Source organism: Streptomyces roseoverticillatus (assembly GCF_000719265.1).
Classification (GTDB): domain Bacteria; phylum Actinomycetota; class Actinomycetes; order Streptomycetales; family Streptomycetaceae; genus Streptomyces; species Streptomyces roseoverticillatus.
Window position 1 is genome coordinate 223432 of sequence record NZ_JOFL01000011.1, and the last position, 19406, is coordinate 242837.

Below are 19406 nucleotides of genomic sequence, written 5' to 3' on the forward strand. Positions count from 1 at the left end.
GCCGGGCGGGGGTTTGCGCCCGGGCTCTTGCCCCGTTTGTCACACGGACCTCAACAGCCTTAGAAGGCGGCTTCGTCCAGCTCCATGACAGCCTTAGAAAGCGGCCTCGTCCAGCTCCATGAGGGAGTTGTCCACGGCCTCGGCGAGCGCGCGCTCGACGGAGACGCGCGGCAGGATGTCGGAGACGAAGAACTTCGCCGCCGCGATCTTGCCGGTGTAGAACGCCTTGTCCTTGGCGGAGGCGCCGTCCAGCTTCTCGGCGGCCACGGCCGCGCCCTTGAGGAGCAGGTAGGAGATGACGACGTCGCCGGAGGCGAGCAGCAGGCGGGTGGTGTTCAGGCCGACCTTGTAGATGTTCTTGACGTCCTCGCCGGTGGCGGTGAGGTCGGTGATCATCTTGCCGACGATCGCCTCCAGGTCCACGGCGGCCTTGGCGAGCGCGCCGCGGGCGCCGGCCAGGTCCTCGCCGCCGGCCTCGGAGGCCAGGAACTTCTTGATCTCCTCGGAGAGGGTGTTCAGGGCCTGGCCCTGGTCACGGACGATCTTCCGGAAGAAGAAGTCCTGGCCCTGGATCGCCGTGGTGCCCTCGTAGAGGGTGTCGATCTTCGAGTCGCGGATGTACTGCTCGATCGGGTACTCCTGCAGGTACCCGGAGCCGCCGAAGGTCTGCAGGGACTGGGCGAGCTGCTCGTAGGACTTCTCGGAGCCGTAGCCCTTGACGATCGGCAGGAGCAGGTCGTTGAGGCCGTGCAGCGCCTTGGCGTCCTCGCCCGCGGCCTCCTTGACCATGATCTCGTCCTGGACGGAGGCGGTGTAGAGGACGAGGGCGCGCATGCCCTCGGCGTACGCCTTCTGCGTCATCAGCGAGCGGCGCACGTCGGGGTGGTGCGTGATGGTGACCTTGGGCGCGGTCTTGTCCATGAAGTTGGCCAGGTCCGGGCCCTGCACGCGCTCCTTGGCGTACTCCAGCGCGTTGAGGTAGCCGGTGGAGAGGGTGGCGATGGCCTTCGTGCCGACCATCATCCGGGCGAACTCGATGATCATGAACATCTGGCGGATGCCGTCGTGCTTCTCGCCGATGAGCCAGCCCTTGGCGGGGTGCTTGTCGCCGAAGGTCATCTCGCACGTGTTGGAGGCCTTGAGGCCCATCTTGTGCTCGACGTTGGTCGCGTAGACGCCGTTGCGCTCGCCCAGCTCGCCGGTCTCGAAGTCGAACTCGTACTTCGGCACGAGGAAGAGGGAGAGGCCCTTGGTGCCGGGGCCGGCGCCCTCGGGGCGGGCGAGGACGTAGTGGAGGATGTTCTCCGCCATGTCGTGCTCACCCGAGGTGATGAAGCGCTTCACGCCCTCGATGTGCCAGGAGCCGTCCTCCTGCTGGACGGCCTTGGTGCGGCCGGCGCCCACGTCCGAGCCGGCGTCCGGCTCGGTCAGCACCATGGTGGAGCCCCACTGCTTCTCCACCGCGATCTTCGCGATGTGCTTCTGCTGCTCGGTGCCCTCCTCGAAGAGGATGCCGGCGAAGGCCGGGCCCGAGGAGTACATCCAGATGGCCGGGTTGGAGCCCAGGATCGACTCGGCGTAGGCCCAGATCAGGGAGCGGGGCGCGGTGGTGCCGCCGATCTCCTCCGGGATGCCGAGGCGCCACCACTCGGCGTCCATGTAGGCCTGGTAGCTCTTCTTGAAGGTGTCCGGAACCGGGGCGGTGTTGGTGTCCGGGTCGAAGACCGGCGGGTTGCGGTCCGTGTCGGCGAAGGAATCGGCCAGCTCGTTCTCCGAGAGGCGCGTGATCTCCGACAGGATGTCCTTGGCGGTCTCGACGTCCATCTCCGCGAACGGGCCGGTGCCGTACAGCTTGTCGCGGCCGAGAACCTCGAAGAGGTTGAACTCGATGTCGCGGAGATTCGACTTGTAGTGGCCCATGACAACGGCTCCGTAGGACTGGGAGGATGAACCCTCAAATACGTACCGGGCAGTAATCTGCATGATGCTACCCACCGGTAATAAGACGCAACCCCTGTCCGACCGACTGTGACCAGTCTCAATCGACGGCGTACGCCGCTACGCTTTGGCGCATGTACGGCTACGACCAGAACGCGGGCACGCAGGGTTACGCGCCGCCGCCGCCGCCACCGCCGCCGCAGCAGCACGGCGGCCCCGGTGTCTACGGCGAACAGCCGCTCTATCCGGAGCCGTCTCCTCCGTCGCTTGCGGACGCGGTGCGGGCCTTCACCACCGGCTCGATGTCCGCGGAGGACTTCCAGACGGTCTTCTCCACGTCGAAGGTCTACTGCCCCCGCGGCGACAACCCCGGCTTCCTCGCGCTGCACAACACACAGCAGCCGGTGATCCCCATGTTCACGTCGCTGAAGGAGCTGCGGCGGTACGCGGGCAAGGAGTCCAAGTACTTCGTCATCACGGGCGCGGAGGTGATCGACCTCCTCCCGACGGGGTACGGCTTCGTGCTCGACATCGAGGGCGACCACCGCATGGTGTTCGACGCCAAGGCGGTCGAGCAGATGGTGGACTTCACGATGCGCAGGCTCTACGGCTGAGAGCGCCCGGGCCGGCGCCCCGGGATCAGGACGCCGTCGCCCTCCGGTAGAGGGACTCGGTCCCGTCGCCGAAGTACGAGCTGTACGACGTCTCCTCGTCGCCGCCCTCGTCGTGGCCGCCCACGACCCCGTTGACCGTGCCCAGGCCGGTCGCGGGGTCGACGTCCGTGAGGAAGGGCCCGCCGCTCGTGCCGTTGGGGAGGCCCGCGCAGTCGAACCGCAGCTGGGTGGGGCTGAAGGACCGCGTGGCGTTCTGGCAGGAGACCGGGCGCTCCTCGGTCACCGGGTAGCCCGTCACCCGCGCCTGCCGCCCGACCGGCGGCCGGAAGCGGATCCGCTCCGCGCCGGTGACCTGCTCTAGCGCCCTGGTGTCCGCGCCCGGGCGGCGCACCCGCAGGAACGCCACGTCGTGGTCCGGGTCGCGGTCGGCCGCCCACTCCGGGTCGATGTCCACGGACGCCGGCACCCACACCCCGTACGGCGCGACGCCGTCGCGGTACCCCGGCACGAACGCGATGTCCGTGCGGAAGCCGTCCTGGTACACGCAGTGCGCCGCGGTGACGATCAGATCGCCCTTCGGGCTGTGCACGACGCTCGCGCTGCAGCCGTGCCCCGGCGCGCCCTGGCCCGTGTAGAACAGCGGCCCGACGGCCGGCGAGGGCGCGGACTCGGCGGCGCGCAGGGGGTCGGAGGTGGGGAGCGGGTCGGTCCTGCCGCTGCTCGCGGGCTTGAGGGGCGCCGTGCCGTTCTCGCTGCGGACGGCCGGGCGCATCGCCTCCGCCGTCTCGTCCCCCTGCGCCTCCGGCTGGGCGTAGTGCCCCGAGGCGTCGCCGTCGGCCACGGGGGAGTCCGTGGCCAGGCCCTGGTGCGCCACGACCAGGCCGGCGGCGGTCAGCGCCAGGACCGCGGCGACGAGGGCGGTGACGGCGGCCGGGCGGGGCCCGCTGGCGTTCTGGCGCATTGATCCAGTGTCCATGATCCGGCGGGCGTGCCGGGCGGGTGGTCGCGCGGCGGGAATGAGCGGCGGGAACGCGGGGCGGGAATGCGCGGTCCTTGCAGGTTGTTCACCCTTCAACTAACTTGAACGTGAACGAACCGAGGAGGTCGTCATGCCAGCAGTGACCGTCGAGAACCCGTTGACCCTGCCGCGCGTCACCGCCGCGGCGGGCGCCCCGCAGCGGCCGGTGCTGTACGTCGGCACGGCCCCGTCGGGGTTCGAGGGCGAGGGATTCCCCGTGCGCAGGGCCTTCGCGGGGATCAATTACAAGTACCTGGACCCGTTCATCATGATGGACCAGATGGGCGAGGTGGACTACGCGGCCGGTGAGCCGAAGGGGACCCCCTGGCACCCGCACCGCGGGTTCGAGACGGTGACCTACATCATCGACGGCACGTTCGTGCACCGCGACTCGCACGGGGGCGGCGGCGTCATCACGGACGGTGACACGCAGTGGATGACGGCCGGCTCCGGCCTGCTGCACATCGAGACCCCGCCGGAAGAGCTCGTCATGAGCGGCGGCCTCTTCCACGGCCTGCAGCTGTGGGTGAACCTGCCGGCCGAGGACAAGATGATCGCGCCGAAGTACCAGGACATCCGCGGCGGCAGCGTGAAGCTGCTGGCGTCGGAGGACGGCGGCGCGCTGCTGCGGCTCATCGCGGGCGACGTGGCGGGCCACGCCGGGCCCGGCGCGACGCACACCCCGATCACGATGATCCACGCCTCCGTGACCCCCGGGGCGGAGGTCACGCTGCCGTGGCGGTCCGACTTCAACGCGCTGGCGTACGGGCTCGCCGGGCACGGCGCGGCCGGTGCGGAGGGGCGTCCGTTCGGGGCGGGACAGACGGTCGTCTTCGGCGACGGAGACTCCCTGACGATACGGGCCGCGGAGAAGCAGGACTCGCGCAGCGAGCGGTTCGAGGTCGTGCTGCTGGGCGGGCGGCCGATCCGTGAGCCCATGCAGCACTACGGCCCGTTCGTCATGAACACCCACGCCGAACTGGCCCAGGCCTTCGACGACTACCAGGCGGGACGGCTGGGGGTCATCCCTGCCGACGCCGGCTGACGGCGGGCCCGGCTCCACGCGGCCGAGTGGTGCCGGGCCTCCGGTGGGCGCAGGGTGGAAGGGCCGGGGGTCCTCGGCGGACGCCTCCGGAAGTGATCCCTCCAGGAACGGAGGCCCAGCCATGCCGATCAGTCCGTACGGCGTGCTGGCGGGCCGTGCCACCGACCGACGTCGGGAGGGCGGCACCCGCTCGCCGCACTACCAGCTCTTCCTCAAGGACAACGGCGGCGTCACCTATCAGGCCCCGGTGAACGTCCTGTCCAAAGTGGCCCCGTCCGAGCTGCTGTACCTGGCGGACGACGACTTCCGCCACCCGGTGACGCGGCTCCTCCCGCCGGCGGGGAGCGGATGGACGCCGCTCGGCTCGCAGGCGGGCACGGGCGCCCTCGACTTCGTCCGCGGCAATCTCTTCACTCCGTCGCTGATGCGTCCGCTGCCGCCGGACCGCCCCGGCGTGGACAACGACCTCTCCGATTTCCTGGACCACTACGTGGAGCGCGCGATCGCCGATCCCACGGTGGCCGTCTACGTGTTCGGCCAGGGGTTCGGGCGCAAGCGCTCCGTGCTCGGCAGGATCCTCCGGCTCCGGTCCGGAAGGGCCTCCCGGTCCGGAAGGGCCTCCCGGGCCGGAGGCGCGCACCCGGCGGTCATCGGTGTCCACGACGTGCACATGAACCAGGGCAACGTCGAGGAGTTCCGCCCGGACGACGGCGTGTGGCAGGACGGCGGACTGCTGTTCCACTTGACCGCCGAGGCGCGCTGGGTGGCGGTCTTCCTGGCCTTCCAGTCACAGGCCTGGCACACCGACGACACCACGGGGCACACCCTTGCCGCACCGGGCGGACCGCTCTGGTCCAGGCAACTGGAGGCCCCGCTGCGCATCGTGGCCGCCCGGATCGGCGCGCCGGCTCCGGGGCCGGACGCCGAGTCCGTCACCCTGCTCAACGCCTCCCCCGGCCCCATCGACATGCGGGGCTGGCGGCTCGCCGACGGCAGGGGGCACCTGCGCCCGCTCCCGGCGTACTCCCTCGCCCCCGGAACCACCTTCACCGTCGCCGGGGGCAATGGGTTCCGGCTCAGCCGTGAGGGGGGAGCGGTCAGCCTGATCGATCCGTCGGGGCTCAAGGTGCACGGCGTCGCCTACACCGACGAGCAGGTCCGGCAAGTGGGGTGGACGGCTACGTTCTGAGTGTTCCGCTACCGCACCGCCATCGACGCGACCGCCTCGCCGTCCTTCTCGTACAGCTCGAACCAGATGTTCTTGCCCTCGCCCCGCGGGTCCACTCCCCACGCCCCCGCGAGGATCTCCATCAGGACGAGGCCCCGGCCCGAGGAGGCCATCTCGCCGGGGTGCCGCCGGTGCGGCAGTTCGTCGCTGCTGTCCGAGACGTCGACGCGGACGCACCGCTCCCCGGGCTCGCCGCTGATGCGGGCGATGAGCACCGCGTCCCCGTCGGTGTGGACGAGGACGTTGGTGACCATCTCGGAGACCATCAGGACGGCGGAGTCGGTCTGGTCGGCGTCGGGCCAGTCGTGCATCAGGTCGCGCACCTGCTGCCGCGCCTCGGCGATCCGTTCCGGTTCGGCCTGGGCGATGCTGAGGACCGTGCGCCGCACAGGGCGCGGCACGGCCGCCGGTCCGGCGCCCGCCGCACCGTCTTCGCGGGCGAGCAGTAGGACGGCGATGTCGTCCTCGCGGCGGTCCAGGAGCGGCCCGGTCGTGTAGTGGGAGGAGGGGCCGTGGACGGCCTTGACGAGGGCGTCCGCGAGCGCTTCCAGATCGCTTCCGTCGGGCCCGCCGCCGCCCCCGCCGAGGTCGAGCGGCTGTCCCTCGATCACTTCGCGCAGCCGGTTCCAGCCGCTGTCCAGGTCGTGTCCGCCCGTCTCGATCAGCCCGTCCGTGCAGACGAGCATGGTCTCGCCGGGTTCGAGGACGAGCCGCGTGGTGGGGTAGTCGGTGTCGGGGTCGATGCCGAGCGGCAGACCGCCGGCCGTGTTGCGGACGAGCATGGTGCCGTCGCTCAGCCGGATCGCCGGGTTCGGGTGGCCGGCCCGGGCGATGACGAGCCGCCCGCTCTCCGGGTCGACCTCGATGTACAGGCACGTCGCGAAGCGCGGTTCGCCCTCCTCGCCCTCGGTCTCGGAGGCGTTGATCCCGGCGAGGAAGTGGGAGGCGCGGGAGAGGACCGCGTCGGGGTGGTGGCCTTCGGAGGCGTACGCGCGCAGGGCGATCCGCAGCTGGCCCATGAGCCCGGCGGCCCGCACGTCGTGGCCCTGCACGTCGCCGATGACGAGCGCGATCCTGCCGAGGGGGAGGGGGATCATGTCATACCAGTCGCCGCCGACCTCCAGCCCGCCGCCGGTCGGCACGTACCGCGCGGCGACGGCCATGCCGGGGATGTCCTGCTGCAGCGTCGGCATCATGGAGCGCTGCAGGCCGACGGTGAGCTCCCGCTCGGACTCGTGCACGCTCGCCCGGCTCAGGGCCTGCGCGAGCATGCGGGCCACCGTCGTGAGCACGGACCGCTCGTCGGGCGTGAAGGACACCGGCACGCTGAATCCGGCCATCCACGCCCCGATGACCTGCCCCGCGTTGATCAGCGGCAGGAACGCCCACGACTGCCGCCCGAAGTGCGCGACGTCCTGCCAGGCGGCCGGGAAGCGGCGCTCGTAGTCCTCGGGCGACGGCAGGTAGATGCCCCGGCCGGTGCGGATGACCTCGGCCGCCGGGTAGGCCGCGTCCATGGGCAGGTCGAGGAACGGGTCCGCGCTGCCGGGCGCGTACCCGTGGTGCCCGATCACCCGCACCCGGCCGCCCTCGGAGCTGAAGACCGCGAGCCCCGACGGCTCGAAGCCGGGCATCGACAGCCCGGCCGCCACCCGCAGCACCTCGGCCGTGGAGCGGGCCTCCGCGAGCGCCCGCCCCGCGTCCAGCAGGAACGCTTCTCTATTGCGCCGCCAGTCGCCCGTGACCATCGGCGCACGGGCCGCGGACGTGCCCGGCTGCGGCTCCGGCACCTCCTGCACCGTGCCGACCATCACGAAGTCCACCCGGCCCTTGGCCGCGGCCCGCAGCTGCGGCCGCATCCGGCAGCGCACCGTCCGCAGCACCCGGCCCTTGTCGTCGACCACCCGCAGCCGCGCCTCGGTGAGCGTGCCCTCGGCCACGGCCAGGCTGATCACGCCCTGGACCTCCACCCAGTCCACGGCGTGGAAGCGCGCCCTCGTCGCGGATTCGGTCAGCTCCGTACGGGTGGCGGGGAGGCCCAGCAGCCGGGAGGCTTCGGGGTCGAAGGTGGCGATGCGCGTGGCGTTGTCCCAGTGCCACAGGCCGGTCGCTGTGGCGGCCAGTACGTCCTCGGTGCGCATTGCCCTACTTTATGCAGGTCTACGCAAGGGGTACCACCGAAGGTACGGTGGGCGGATCTTCACAAGCGCGCAGTACGCTTGCTCCCGTGTTGTATGCACGCTAGCCCTGTGCCGCACGTACGAGCCTGTGCTGCAGGCACGCTAGCCCACGCCCTCGATCACGACTTGGATGAACGATGCATCGGTACCGGTCCCACACCTGCGGCGAGCTCCGTGCGGCTGACGTCGACACCGACGTGCGACTGAGCGGCTGGCTGCACAATCGGCGTGACCTGGGCGGCATCCTCTTCATCGACCTCCGCGACCACCACGGCCTGGTGCAGCTCGTGGCCCGTCCCGGCACCCCCGCCAACGAGGCCCTGAGCCACCTCACCAAGGAGACCGTCGTCCGCATCGACGGCAAGGTCGTCAGCCGCGGTGCCGACAACATCAACCCCGAGCTCCCCACCGGTGAGATCGAGGTCGAGGTCTCCGCCGTCGAGGTCCTGGGCGCCGCCGAGCCGCTGCCCTTCACGATCAACACCGAGGACGGGGTGAACGAGGAGCGCCGCCTGGAGTACCGCTTCCTCGACCTGCGCCGCGAGCGCATGCACAGCAACATCATGCTGCGCTCCGCCGTCATCGCCTCCATCCGCGAGAAGATGACCAACCTCGGCTTCAACGAGCTGGCCACCCCGATCCTGTCCGCCACCTCCCCCGAGGGCGCGCGCGACTTCCTGGTGCCGTCCCGCCTGCACGCCGGCAAGTTCTACGCCCTGCCGCAGGCCCCGCAGCAGTTCAAGCAGCTGCTGATGATCGCCGGCTTCGACCGCTACTTCCAGATCGCGCCCTGCTTCCGCGACGAGGACGCCCGCGCCGACCGCTCGCCGGGCGAGTTCTACCAGCTCGACATGGAGATGTCCTTCGTCGAGCAGGAGGACGTCTTCCAGGTCATCGAGAAGGTCATGACCGACCTCTTCGAGGAGTTCGGCAACGGCCGCCACGTCACTTCCCCCTTCCCGCGGATCCCCTTCCGCGAGGCCATGCTCAAGTACGGCTCCGACAAGCCGGACCTGCGCGCCAAGCTGGAGCTCGCCGACGTCTCCGACGTCTTCGAGGGCTCGGAGTTCAAGGCCTTCGCCGGCAAGCACGTCCGCGCGCTGGCCGTCCCGGCCACCGGCGACCAGCCGCGCAAGTTCTTCGACGGCCTCGGCGACTACGCGGTCGAGCAGGGCGCGAAGGGCCTGGCCTGGGTGCGTGTGGGTGAAGGACTCCCCGACAAGGCAGCGCTCACCGGCCCGATCGCCAAGTTCCTCACCGAGGAGAACGTCAAGGCCCTCACCGAGCGCCTCGGCCTGGAGCCCGGCCACGCCATTTTCTTCGGCGCGGGCGAGTTCGACGAGGTCTCCAAGATCATGGGCGCCGTGCGCGTCGAGGCCGCCAAGCGCGCCGGCCAGTTCGAGGAGAACGTCTTCCGCTTCTGCTGGATCGTCGACTTCCCGATGTTCGAGAAGAACGAGGACACCGGCCAGATCGAGTTCTCGCACAACCCGTTCTCCATGCCGCAGGGCGGCCTGGAGGCGCTGAACACGATGGACCCGCTGGACATCCTGGCCTGGCAGTACGACATCGTCTGCAACGGCACCGAGCTGTCCTCCGGCGCCATCCGCAACCACGAGCCCGAGGTCATGTACCGCGCGTTCGAGATCGCGGGCTACTCCAACGAGGACGTGGAGCGCGAGTTCGGCGGCATGCTCCGCGCCTTCAAGTTCGGCGCCCCGCCGCACGGCGGCATCGCCCCGGGCGTCGACCGCATCGTGATGCTCCTGGCCGACGAGCCGAACATCCGCGAGACGATCGCCTTCCCGCTCAACGGCAACGCGCAGGACCTGCTGATGGGCGCCCCGAGCGAGGTCGACGAGTCCCGTCTGAAGGAGCTCCACCTGTCGATCCGTAAGCCGGTCGTCAAGTAGTACGCGCCTTTACGTGCTGAGCCCCCGCGCCGTTCTCGGCGCGGGGGCTCGTGCGTGCCGGGCAGGATGCCCCGGTTTCAACGCGGCGTGGCCGTGCCGCCGACGTTGCTGATCATCCGCTGGAGGACGGTGAGGGCGGCCGCGTACTCCTCGTCCGTGATGCCCTCGTGGATCTCCGCGCGCAGCCGCGTGACGAGGGTCTTGATCCGGGCCTTGGCGTCCCGTCCGGCGTCGGTGAGGGCCAGGCGGCCGGCGTCGCCGGCGACGAGCCACTCGCGGCGGAGGAGGCTGTCGACGGCGTGGCCCACCGCGCCGGGCGTCACGCCGTTGAGGTAGGGCTCCAGCCGCTCGCAGACCTCGGCGCGGGTGAGGCCGTTCTCCGCGCCGTCGACGTGGTTGAGCGTCCACCACTGCTGCTGGGTGACGTCCTCGCGGGCCATCGCGCCGCGGATGTGGTCGAGCAGTGCTTGCGAGGCGGCCCAGGTCCAGTAGGCGACGGGCTGGGCCGCCAGTGCCGAGATGTCGAGCGGGGCGTCGGTGGCGGTGGCGGGGGCGGTGTCGAGGCTTTCGCGTTCCGTCGTCATGGCCACGACGCTAAAAGATCAAGCTGACTTGAGGTCAAGGCCGGTTCAGGGGCGCCCTCAGTAGCCCGTCTCGCCGTCCGTCCGCTCCCGCAGCAGGTCGGCGTGCCCGTTGTGCCGCGCGTACTCCTCGATCATGTGCAGGAAGATCCAGCGCAGGGACACCTCCTGGCCCTGCACCGTCCCCACGGCGTTGAGCGACAGGGGCGCGTAGGCGGCCCGGGCCCGCGCGATCTCCTCCTGCCACACCGCCACCGCCTCCCCGAGACTCGCGTCCGGCGCGACGGCGAGGCCCGCATCGGCATCGCCCAGATCCTCCGCGGATCTCGCCTCGCCGCGCGCGCCCGGCCCGTACAGCGGTGGCGCCGCCTGGCTCTGGAGCACTCTGCGGAACCACTGCCGCTCCACCTCGCCCATGTGCTGCACGAGGCCCAGCAGGCTCAGCGTGGACGGCGGTGCTGCCGCGTCCCGCGCTTGTTCGTCGGTCAGGCCGGCGACCTTGCGCGCGAGGGTGGCGCGCTGGAAGTCCAGCCAACTCTCCAGTGTGGTGCGCTCATCGGCCGTCAGGGGTGGGATGGCACGCTCTGTCGTCACCATGACCGCAGTGTCACACGAGCGCGGTCAGCATGGGCAGCTTTGGGCAGCATCCCGCGGCGCTGTGCACGGCCCGCGACAGCTGCCGCCGCGTGATCGCGGGACGCCACAGCACGGACCGCACGCCGTACTCCGCCACGGCCATGAGCTCGCTCTCCCCGAGCTCGTCCGCGACCAGCACCACCGCCGTCCCGCCCTCGCGCGTCAGCCGCCGCATCGTGGCCGCCGCGGCCGGGTCGTCGGCCCCCATGAGGACGAAGCCGACGTCCCCTTCCTCGTCCCGCCGGACCACCCGCACCTCGGGCAGCATCGCCCGCACCTCGCGGGCGAACCTGGCCCGCACCAGCTCGTCGGTGGCGTGCACGCTGATGGTGATCGGCTTCTTGAACACTGCTCTTCCTCGTCTCCAGGCTTCCCCCGTGTAAGTGCGATGCCCAGCCTGCTCGGCCGGCCTCAACGGACGATTACCGATCCATCAACGGGTACGGCAGAGGGCCCGGAACCGTACGGTTCCGGGCCCTCTGCGGCTGCTGCGCGGGGCGACTAGGCCGTCGGCTCCTCGCCGCCGCCGAAGCGCTCGCGGTAGGCCGCCAGGTCATCCTCGGTGATCTTCGCGAAGAGCACCGGCGGGACGGTGAAGGCCGTACCGGGCGGGACGAAGGACAGCGAGCGGGCCTCGTCGGCCGTGATCCACGTCTTCGTGTCGTCCGCCAGCGCGAACGCGGAGCGCATCGCCGCCGCCGACGCCGGGATGAACGGCTCCGACACGACGGAGTAGAGGTGGATGAGGTTCATGGCCGTACGGAGCGTCAGCGCGGCCGCCTCCGGGTCGGTCTTGATCTCCAGCCAGGGGGCCTTGGTCTCCAGGTACGCGTTGCCCGCGCTCCACAGCGCGCGCAGGGCCTGGGCGGCCTTGCGGAACTGCAGGGACTCCATCTGCTCCTCGTACTCCTGGAGCAGCTGGGCGATCTCGCGGCCCAGGTTCGTCTCGGCCTCGCCCGCCTCGGAGCCGGCCGGGACCTCGTCGCCGAAGCGCTTCTTCGAGAAGGACAGGACGCGGTTGACGAAGTTGCCCAGGACGTCGGCGAGGTCCTTGTTCACCGTGGCCGAGAACAGCTCCCAGGTGAACGACGTGTCGTCCGACTCGGGGGCGTTCGCCATCATGAAGTAGCGCCAGTAGTCGGCGGGCAGCAGCTCCAGGGCGTCGTGCGTGAACACGCCGCGCTTCTGGGAGGTGGAGAACTTGCCGCCGTAGTAGTTGAGCCAGTTGAAGGCCTTGACGTAGTCGACCTTCTTCCACGGCTCGCGGACGCCGAGCTGGGTGGCCGGGAACATCACCGTGTGGAACGGGACGTTGTCCTTGCCCATGAACTGGGTGTAGCGGACGTCCGTCGCCTCGTACCACCAGGACTTCCAGTCCCGGTTCTCCGGGTCCTGGGCCGCCCACTCCTTCGTCGCGCCGATGTACTCGATCGGGGCGTCGAACCAGACGTAGAAGACCTTGCCCTCGGCCGCCAGCTCCGGCCACGTGTCCGCCGGGACCGGCACGCCCCAGTCCAGGTCGCGGGTGATCGCGCGGTCGTTCAGCCCCTCGGTCAGCCACTTGCGGGCGATCGAGGACGCCAGGACCGGCCAGTCCTTGCCGTGCTCGTCGATCCACGCCTCGACCTCGCCCTGCAGCGCGGACTGGAGGAGGAAGAGGTGCTTGGTCTCGCGGACCTCCAGCTCGCTGCTGCCGCTGATCGCCGAGCGGGCGTCGATCAGGTCCGTCGGGTCCAGGACGCGGGTGCAGTTCTCGCACTGGTCGCCGCGGGCCTTGTCGTAGCCGCAGTGCGGGCACGTGCCGACGATGTAGCGGTCGGGCAGGAAGCGGCCGTCGGCGAGGCTGTAGACCTGGCGGATGGACCGCTCCTCGATGAACCCGTTCTTCTGCAGCTGCCGCGCGAAGTGCTGGGTGATCTCCCGGTTCTCCGGGGAGGAGCTGCGGCCGAAGTAGTCGAAGGACAGACCGAAGCCGTCGTAGATCGCCTTCTGCGCGTCGTGCTGCTTCGCGCAGAACTCGTCCACGGGCAGACCGAGCTCCTTGGCGCCCAGCTCGGCCGGGGTCCCGTGCTCGTCCGTGGCGCAGATGTACAGCGTCTCGCGACCGGTCTGGCGGAGGTACCTGGCGTACACGTCCGCCGGGAGCATGGACCCCACCATGTTGCCCAGGTGCTTGATCCCGTTGATATACGGAAGGGCGCTGGTGATGAGGTGTCGAGCCATTGCGGCTGCTCCCTGGTCGCGGGCGTATATGGAGACCTTTAGCGTATCCGAGCGACCAGGGGTGACCGCGCGCCGTTTCTTCAGGCCATCCAGGCCCTCCAGGGCCGGGTGATCACCTCCCGGTAGGTGTGGTGCGAGGGGTGCCGGCCGGCGTGCCGGAAGGTCCACGCTTGCGCGTCCGCGGGATCCTCCAGCGCGTCCGAGTGCTGCTCGCACACGGCGCACTGCATCACGTACGTGATCGGCTCGGCGTCCGGCTCGCGGTCGGGGGCGAGGGTCCAGGTGCCGTAGCGGTAGACGGCGCGGGGAGTATGTGCGGTCACTGCAGCCCCCACCTGCTCAGTGCGTTGAGCCGCGCGACGCGGGCGCGGAGCGCTTCCGCTTCGGACGCGGGGCGGGTGTGCTCGGGAGGGCAGTCCCACTCCACCCCGCCTTGCGGTGGGCGCAGGTGTACGCCGCCGGCGTGGAGGTTCATGACCTGGCCGAGGCGGTTGGTACGGGTGTCTACTGCGTAGCTGAGAGGAAGGGGAGGGGGATTTTCTCTGCTCACGCCATATTGATGCCCACGGATGGCTAGCCTGATCGGTCACGAGATGGATACGGCCAGTGATGTGCGGAATCTTTGGCCAGAGGGTATGCCATCTGTAGCAGGGGAGGGTACGGGTCCATGGGTGAGGTTTTCCTTCCGGGCAACCACAGGTACTTCGGTAAGCAGTTCATGATGTGGCGGCAGGAAGCGGAGATGTCGAGGGAGGAGGTGGCTGAGGCGGTGGGATATTCCGCGGAAATGGTGCGGTCCGTGGAGCAGGGGAGGCGGGCGTGCCCGCCGAGGATGGCGGAGATCGCGGATGAGTTGTTCGGCGCGCGGGGTAAGTTGAAAGCCGGGCTTTCGTACCTCACGCGGGAGAAGTTCCCGGAGCGATCGAAGGAATTCTTCAGCTTCGAGAGCGAAGCGATCACGCTGTGGGGCTACCAGCCGCTGCTCATCCCGGGGCTCCTCCAGACGGAGGCGTACGCGCGGGCGCTGGTCGGCAGCAACCATCCACCGGTGGACGACGAGGAGGTCGAAGAGCGCGTCGCTGCTCGGATGGAGCGCCAGGGGCTGCTTACGCGTAGGCCACTGGTGCAGTGCAGCTTCGTGATCTACGAGGCCGCCTTGCGGTGTCGTATGGGCGGAGTCGACGTCTGCAAAGAACAGCTGCTGCATCTGCTGGAGGTAGGCAAGCTGCGTAACGTCAGCATCCAGGTGTTGCCGTTTGGCAGCGCCTTCTCGGCTGCGCTTAGCGGCCCATTGGTCTTCTTGGAGACCGCCAAGCATCAGCGTTTCATGCTCGCGGAAGGGCAAATGATCAGCCACTTCACTGGAGATCCGGAAAATGTCTCAGTCGCCACGCAGCGGCAGGGCGCGATCCAGTCCGAAGCCCTCAGCACCGAAGAGTCCGCACGATTCATCGAGCAGATGGTGAGTGAGCTGTGATAGGCGAACTCGTATGGTTTAAGTCCAGCTATAGCGACGGGGACGGCAGCGAGTGTGTCGAAGTGGCTATTTCGTGGCGTAAGTCCAGTTATAGCGACGATGACGGAAGCAATTGCGTCGAGATGGCCAATGGGCCGCGGGGTATATACATACGGGACTCAAAACAAAGGTCCGGTCCTCAACTCGCCGTAGGCGCCCCCGCCTGGACGGGGTTCCTCACGTACATCGCCGCGGCGTAAACCGCGCTCACCAGGCTGGGGTCCGTGGGTCGGGTGCCGGTCAGAACAGGCTGGCAGCGGGCGGAGGGTGGGGGCTGGTGCCCTCGCGGCGCGGAAATCCACCGGCCGTGCGGGGCTCCGCGGCGTGGAAGTGGGCTGAAGGCGTCGGCCGCATTGTCACGCGGCCTGTCCGGTTGCGGCCAGTACCAGTTCGCGGACGGTGATCCGCTGCGGCTGCTCGTAGACCCAACGCACCGCCTCCGCGATCTCATCGGCCGTCGGCAGTTCCACCGCATCCTTGAATGCCTGGTAGTCGGCCTTGGCGGCCTCGTCGGTGGTGTGCGACAGCAGGTCCGTACGGACCGCGCCCGGGGCGATGGTCACCACCCGCACTCCGTGCGCGGCGACCTCCTCGCGCAGGCTCTCCGAGATCGCGTGCACCGCGGCTTTGGTGCCGCTGTAGACGGTGTGCTTCGGGTAGCTCTTGAGACCTGCCACCGAGCCGATGTTGATCACCGTGCCGGTTCCGCGGTCGACCATGCCGGGCAGTACCGCGGCGATGCCGTTGAGCAGGCCGCGCACGTTCACGTCCACCATCTGGTCCCATTCCTGCGCCGGCTGCTCGGCGACCTCGCCGAGCAGCATCGTCCCGGCGTTGTTCACGATCGCGTCGGCGGGGCCGAAGGCGGCCTCGGCCTCGGCGACCGCGGCGGCCACCGCGGAGCGGTCGGTGACGTCCACCGCCCGCGCCAGTGCGTGGGGCAGGCCCAGGCCGGTGAGCCGGTCGAGGCGACGGCCGAGCAGCAGGAGCGCGTGACCGCGGTCGGCGAAGGCGCGTGCGATAGCCGCGCCGATGCCCGAACCTGCGCCGGTGATGACGATGAGCGGCTGTGCCATGGCGTGCCCCGTTCCTCATGACTTCTGGATACTGCCTCCGGGCGGATCTCCGGAGGCGACGTCATCAACCCTGCTCGTGCGCCGACTTCCGAACAATGCCGAACCCCGAAAGGATCGATAACCTGAGGGTTATGGAAAGCCGTGAGATCGAGATCTTCCTGACGCTCGCCGAGGAACTGCACTTCGCGCGCACCGCCGAGCGGCTGCTCGTCTCGCAGGCCCGGGTCAGCCAGACCATCAAGAAGCTGGAGCGCCGGTTCGGTATCGCGCTGTTCGAGCGGACCAGTCGGCGGGTCGCCCTCACCCCGGTGGGCCGTCGCCTCCGGGACGACATCGGCCCGGCGTTCGTACGTATCCAGGAAGGCATCGCGCGTGCGACCGAGGCCGGCCGGGGTGTTGCCGGACCGCTGCACGTGGGCTTCTCCGGGGCGCTCCAGGGTGACTTGGTGCTCTCCGTCCAGGCCGCTTTGCGTGTCGGCAACCCCGAGTGCGAGGTGCGACTCCATGAGGTCCCCGAGGGTGATCCGTACGGCCCCCTCCGGTCCGGCGAGGCCGACGTGGCGATCGTCCGATTCCCTGTCAGTGAACCGGACTTGACGGCCGGGCCGGTGCTGATATCCGACGCCGTCATGCTCGCCGTTCCCGCCCGCCACCGGCTGGCCCGCCGCGACGCGGTCGGCGAAGGCGACCTCGCCGGCGAGAGCGTGCTGCCGGCGGGCTCGCTCCAGGAGACGCTGGCCCGGGTCGGCGCAGGCCATGGCGTCTATCCCGTCCCGAGCCAGACAGCGGTGTACCAAACCCGCCCGACGGTCGCTTTTGTCTCCTATCCGGACGCGCCACCCGTCGAGTTCGGTGCGGTGTGGCGGACAGCGGCGGACAACGCCCGGATCCGCGCCTTCGTCGCCGCCGCCGCTGCCCTGGTGCGTACGGAAGGCGGCCCCGCACAGGTCTGTGGAGCCTGCCGGGCCGACGCCATCAGCCCCGTGCCTCGGTGAACGCGTGACGGATCGTCCGGCGCTCGGGCTCCGGGCTTCGGGCTTCGGGCTTCGGAATCGGACGCAGAGAGGGCGGTCGGGCGCCGTCCGATCGACCGTACGGCCGCTGTGCCGAGTTTCGGGATTCGGGGGCCGGGATTCGAGCGATCCATACACGGAATGGGTGGGAGGGTTTCTCCCCACCCTCCCACCCAAGCCTCGCGCGTGGGCGCGCAAGTACGCGCGTAAGCACACTCATATGACTTTACGCAACCGAGTCGCCACGCCACGCGTTCGGCGTGTAGCGTGCGCCACAACAAAGCGACCCCGGCACGGTGTAGGAGCACCGAGCCAGGGTCTGACCATCAAGATCAGAATGAGTGATCTCGTGGCTGCTGCCCACCTTACCGCTCCCCCCATGGCCGCGCCCGGGTACGGGAAGCGTTCCGCACCGGATCAAGCCCCCCGCGGCCGGGACGACTTCGCGCATCTGCCCACCCGCGAGGCGTACATCGCGGCCCACATCGACCGGCTTCCCGAAGGCGCGGCCGTCGACATCAAGACCCTGGCCAAAGAGCTGCCGAACTACGGGCAGCAGGCCGTCGCGACCGCCCTCAAAGCCCTCAACGACGCCGGTCACCTGCGCCGCATCAGACGCGTCGTCGGCGAGGGCCGTACGCAGTGGGTGTCGCGCTGGTTCTTCTCCCGCACCGCCCGCGACCAGGCCTGGTGGGACGCCTTCCTGATGAGCACCGAGGGGCCGCCCGTCCCCTCACCGGCCACGCCGTCCCCGGCCGGGGAACCGCCCGAAGACCAGGCGCAATCCGACTGCTCCCAGGCCTACATCGCCCTGGCCACCCTCGGCTGCTCCGACCCCCGCCTGACGCTCTCGGCAGCGGAGTGCGCCGCCCTTGAAGGCCTCGCCGCCGAATGGTTCGCGCGGGGCATCACGCCGCTGGCCTTCGCGCGGATCCTCACGCACGACCTCCCCGACGTCATCCAGTGCCCGGGCGCTTTCACCCGCAGGAGGCTCATCGACAGGGTGCCTCCCCAGCTCCCGCCCGCCCCGGAGACACCGCCGTCGCCACCCCGCTGGATGATGGAGTGCACGGTCTGCGGCATCCCCGGCCCGCCCGAAGCCCTGCCCGACGGCCTCTGCCGCACCTGCCGCGGCACCGAACCCACCCCGGACCGGCCCGACCCCGCCGCCATCCACACCCACGTCACCCACCTCCGCACCCTCGCCCGCACCGGCGGCGCTTAGCTCCCTGCCCGGGCGTCTGCCGGACACCGCCATCGAGGAGGGCCGGAGCCCGTCCTCGATGAGCGGCGTCCTGACCGGCGTCGCCTACCGTCTGCTGTGGGCCTGACGGCAGGGGTGGTCGGCGGCTAGCTCAGATGCCGGGCGAAGAACCGGGCCGCGGCGTCCCCCGCGAACTGCGGGACGCCGGCGTGCCCGCCCATATTGGCGTGCAGGGTCTTCTCCTGGGAGCCGAAGGCGTCGAACAGGTCCAGGGCCGCCTGCCGGTGGTTCCCTTCGTCGTCCCACTGCAGCAGGACGTGCAGCGGAATGGTGACCTGACGAGCCTCCTCGAACATGGCGCGAGGCACGAAACTCCCGGCGAACAGAGCGGCGGCCGCGATGCGCGGTTCGACCACCGCCAGCCGGATGCCGATGGAGATCACTCCCCCCGAGTATCCGACCGGGCCGCAGATCCCGGGCAGCGAAAGGAGGGCGTCCAGGGCGGCCTGCCATTCCGGGACCACCTTGTCGACCAGCGGGAGGACGAGAGCGTCGACGATCTCGTCGCTGACCGGCTCGCCGGCCTCCAGCGCCCGGCGCAGGTCGGCGCGGGCCTGCTCGGCGGCGGCCCAACGGGGCCGCTCGCCGCTTCCGGGAAGCTCGATGGTGGCCGTGGCGAAGCCGTCCGCCGCGGACCGCCGGGCCCGGGCCACCAGCCGGGGATACATCTTGCGCAGCCCGAGGGGAGGGTGGCCGAGGAGGATCAGCGGCGCCGGTGCGGATGCGGATGCCGATGCGGGCGTCCACAGGATGCCGGGGATCTCGCCGAGGGAGAATTCGCGCTCGATGACGCCGTCGTCGAGACGCTGCTCAGAAGTGAAATGCATGGTCGTGCCCTTTCGGGAGTGCTCAGAGCGGCGCTCCCGGACGACCTGTCTATCGTCCGACCGTGACCCCGGAGGGGAGCACCCATGTCGATACTGCGTTCACGGGTACCACCTCCTTGTTCTCTCGCACGGCCTCCGAAAACGTAGCAGTCGTCGTCGTGGCTCGCCAACGGGTTTTACGGAGCAAACCGGCGGCGCGAACCGGCGGCGCGCGCCGACCCGGCCGTAGCAGGCACCTCCGCTGGTTTTCCGTGCAACAAACCTCCCTTCTCGGCCCCGAACCAGCCATAGTCGACCCCAGCCACATTTCGCCTGGCGCCCCCGTACCGTTCTT

18 protein-coding genes are annotated in these 19406 nt (G+C 69.9%); 8 read left to right on the forward strand and 10 right to left on the reverse strand.

What is annotated here, in order from left to right; genetic code table 11:
- Positions 1–93 precede the first annotated feature (93 nt).
- Positions 94–1920 carry an acyl-CoA dehydrogenase gene (locus IF61_RS0115195; RefSeq protein ID WP_030366916.1) on the reverse strand — a complete coding sequence of 609 codons (1827 nt, stop codon included), beginning with the start codon at positions 1918–1920 and terminating at the stop codon, positions 94–96.
- 152 nt (positions 1921–2072) lie between these two features.
- Here IF61_RS0115195 and IF61_RS0115200 point away from each other — a divergent pair, with 152 nt between their 5' ends.
- Positions 2073–2552 carry an SseB family protein gene (locus tag IF61_RS0115200; protein ID WP_030366917.1) on the forward strand — a complete coding sequence of 160 codons (480 nt, stop codon included), beginning with the start codon at positions 2073–2075 and terminating at the stop codon, positions 2550–2552.
- A gap of 25 nt (positions 2553–2577) precedes the next feature.
- On the opposite strand, the gene IF61_RS0115205 is transcribed toward IF61_RS0115200, so the two are convergent.
- Complete coding sequence (locus tag IF61_RS0115205; RefSeq protein WP_043189206.1) at positions 2578–3513, reverse strand: trypsin-like serine peptidase; 936 nt, start codon at positions 3511–3513, stop codon at positions 2578–2580.
- A 148-nt stretch (positions 3514–3661) separates the two neighbouring features.
- Between IF61_RS0115205 and IF61_RS0115210 the strand changes: the two genes are divergently transcribed.
- On the forward strand, positions 3662–4615 hold the full coding sequence (locus tag IF61_RS0115210) for a pirin family protein (RefSeq protein WP_030366919.1): 954 nt from the start codon (positions 3662–3664) through the stop codon (positions 4613–4615).
- Between the two features lie 121 nt (positions 4616–4736).
- Positions 4737–5804: a DUF2278 family protein gene (locus tag IF61_RS0115215; protein ID WP_030366920.1), complete on the forward strand. Its 1068-nt coding sequence runs from the start codon at positions 4737–4739 to the stop codon at positions 5802–5804.
- A gap of 8 nt (positions 5805–5812) precedes the next feature.
- On the opposite strand, the gene IF61_RS0115220 is transcribed toward IF61_RS0115215, so the two are convergent.
- On the reverse strand, positions 5813–7984 hold the full coding sequence (locus IF61_RS0115220; RefSeq protein ID WP_030366921.1) for an ATP-binding SpoIIE family protein phosphatase: 2172 nt from the start codon (positions 7982–7984) through the stop codon (positions 5813–5815).
- Positions 7985–8160: 176 nt separating this feature from the next.
- Between IF61_RS0115220 and aspS the strand changes: the two genes are divergently transcribed.
- On the forward strand, positions 8161–9936 hold the full coding sequence (aspS, locus tag IF61_RS0115225) for an aspartate--tRNA ligase (RefSeq protein WP_030366922.1): 1776 nt from the start codon (positions 8161–8163) through the stop codon (positions 9934–9936).
- Positions 9937–10013: 77 nt separating this feature from the next.
- Here the strand turns inward: aspS and IF61_RS0115230 are convergent, their stop codons facing one another.
- From IF61_RS0115230 to IF61_RS0115250, 5 genes are all read right to left on the reverse strand, one after another.
- Positions 10014–10520 (reverse strand): MarR family winged helix-turn-helix transcriptional regulator, encoded by a 507-nt coding sequence (locus tag IF61_RS0115230; protein ID WP_052392731.1) that lies wholly within the window; start codon positions 10518–10520, stop codon positions 10014–10016.
- A gap of 57 nt (positions 10521–10577) precedes the next feature.
- Positions 10578–11114, reverse strand: coding sequence for a DinB family protein (locus tag IF61_RS0115235; RefSeq protein WP_030366924.1), 537 nt, complete (start codon positions 11112–11114; stop codon positions 10578–10580).
- Positions 11115–11124: 10 nt separating this feature from the next.
- Positions 11125–11502 carry a hypothetical protein gene (locus IF61_RS0115240; RefSeq protein ID WP_052392703.1) on the reverse strand — a complete coding sequence of 126 codons (378 nt, stop codon included), beginning with the start codon at positions 11500–11502 and terminating at the stop codon, positions 11125–11127.
- A gap of 152 nt (positions 11503–11654) precedes the next feature.
- Positions 11655–13376, reverse strand: coding sequence for a methionine--tRNA ligase (gene metG, locus IF61_RS0115245; RefSeq protein WP_030366926.1), 1722 nt, complete (start codon positions 13374–13376; stop codon positions 11655–11657).
- Positions 13377–13456: 80 nt separating this feature from the next.
- Positions 13457–13699, reverse strand: coding sequence for a DUF7848 domain-containing protein (locus IF61_RS0115250; RefSeq protein WP_030366927.1), 243 nt, complete (start codon positions 13697–13699; stop codon positions 13457–13459).
- A 344-nt stretch (positions 13700–14043) separates the two neighbouring features.
- On the opposite strand from IF61_RS0115250, the gene IF61_RS0115260 reads away from it, so the two are divergent.
- Positions 14044–14853, forward strand: coding sequence for a helix-turn-helix domain-containing protein (locus tag IF61_RS0115260; protein ID WP_030366928.1), 810 nt, complete (start codon positions 14044–14046; stop codon positions 14851–14853).
- Positions 14850–15092 carry a DUF397 domain-containing protein gene (locus IF61_RS34170; RefSeq protein ID WP_078660224.1) on the forward strand — a complete coding sequence of 81 codons (243 nt, stop codon included), beginning with the start codon at positions 14850–14852 and terminating at the stop codon, positions 15090–15092. Before IF61_RS0115260 ends, IF61_RS34170 begins: the two co-directional genes overlap by 4 nt.
- Positions 15093–15248: 156 nt before the next feature.
- Here the strand turns inward: IF61_RS34170 and IF61_RS0115265 are convergent, their stop codons facing one another.
- Positions 15249–15968 (reverse strand): SDR family oxidoreductase, encoded by a 720-nt coding sequence (locus IF61_RS0115265; protein WP_030366929.1) that lies wholly within the window; start codon positions 15966–15968, stop codon positions 15249–15251.
- A 131-nt stretch (positions 15969–16099) separates the two neighbouring features.
- Here IF61_RS0115265 and IF61_RS0115270 point away from each other — a divergent pair, with 131 nt between their 5' ends.
- On the forward strand, positions 16100–16963 hold the full coding sequence (locus IF61_RS0115270) for a LysR family transcriptional regulator (protein ID WP_052392704.1): 864 nt from the start codon (positions 16100–16102) through the stop codon (positions 16961–16963).
- Positions 16964–17360: 397 nt separating this feature from the next.
- Positions 17361–18206: a hypothetical protein gene (locus IF61_RS0115275; protein ID WP_052392705.1), complete on the forward strand. Its 846-nt coding sequence runs from the start codon at positions 17361–17363 to the stop codon at positions 18204–18206.
- A 125-nt stretch (positions 18207–18331) separates the two neighbouring features.
- Here the strand turns inward: IF61_RS0115275 and IF61_RS0115280 are convergent, their stop codons facing one another.
- Positions 18332–19072, reverse strand: coding sequence for a dienelactone hydrolase family protein (locus IF61_RS0115280; protein WP_030366932.1), 741 nt, complete (start codon positions 19070–19072; stop codon positions 18332–18334).
- Positions 19073–19406 lie beyond the last annotated feature (334 nt).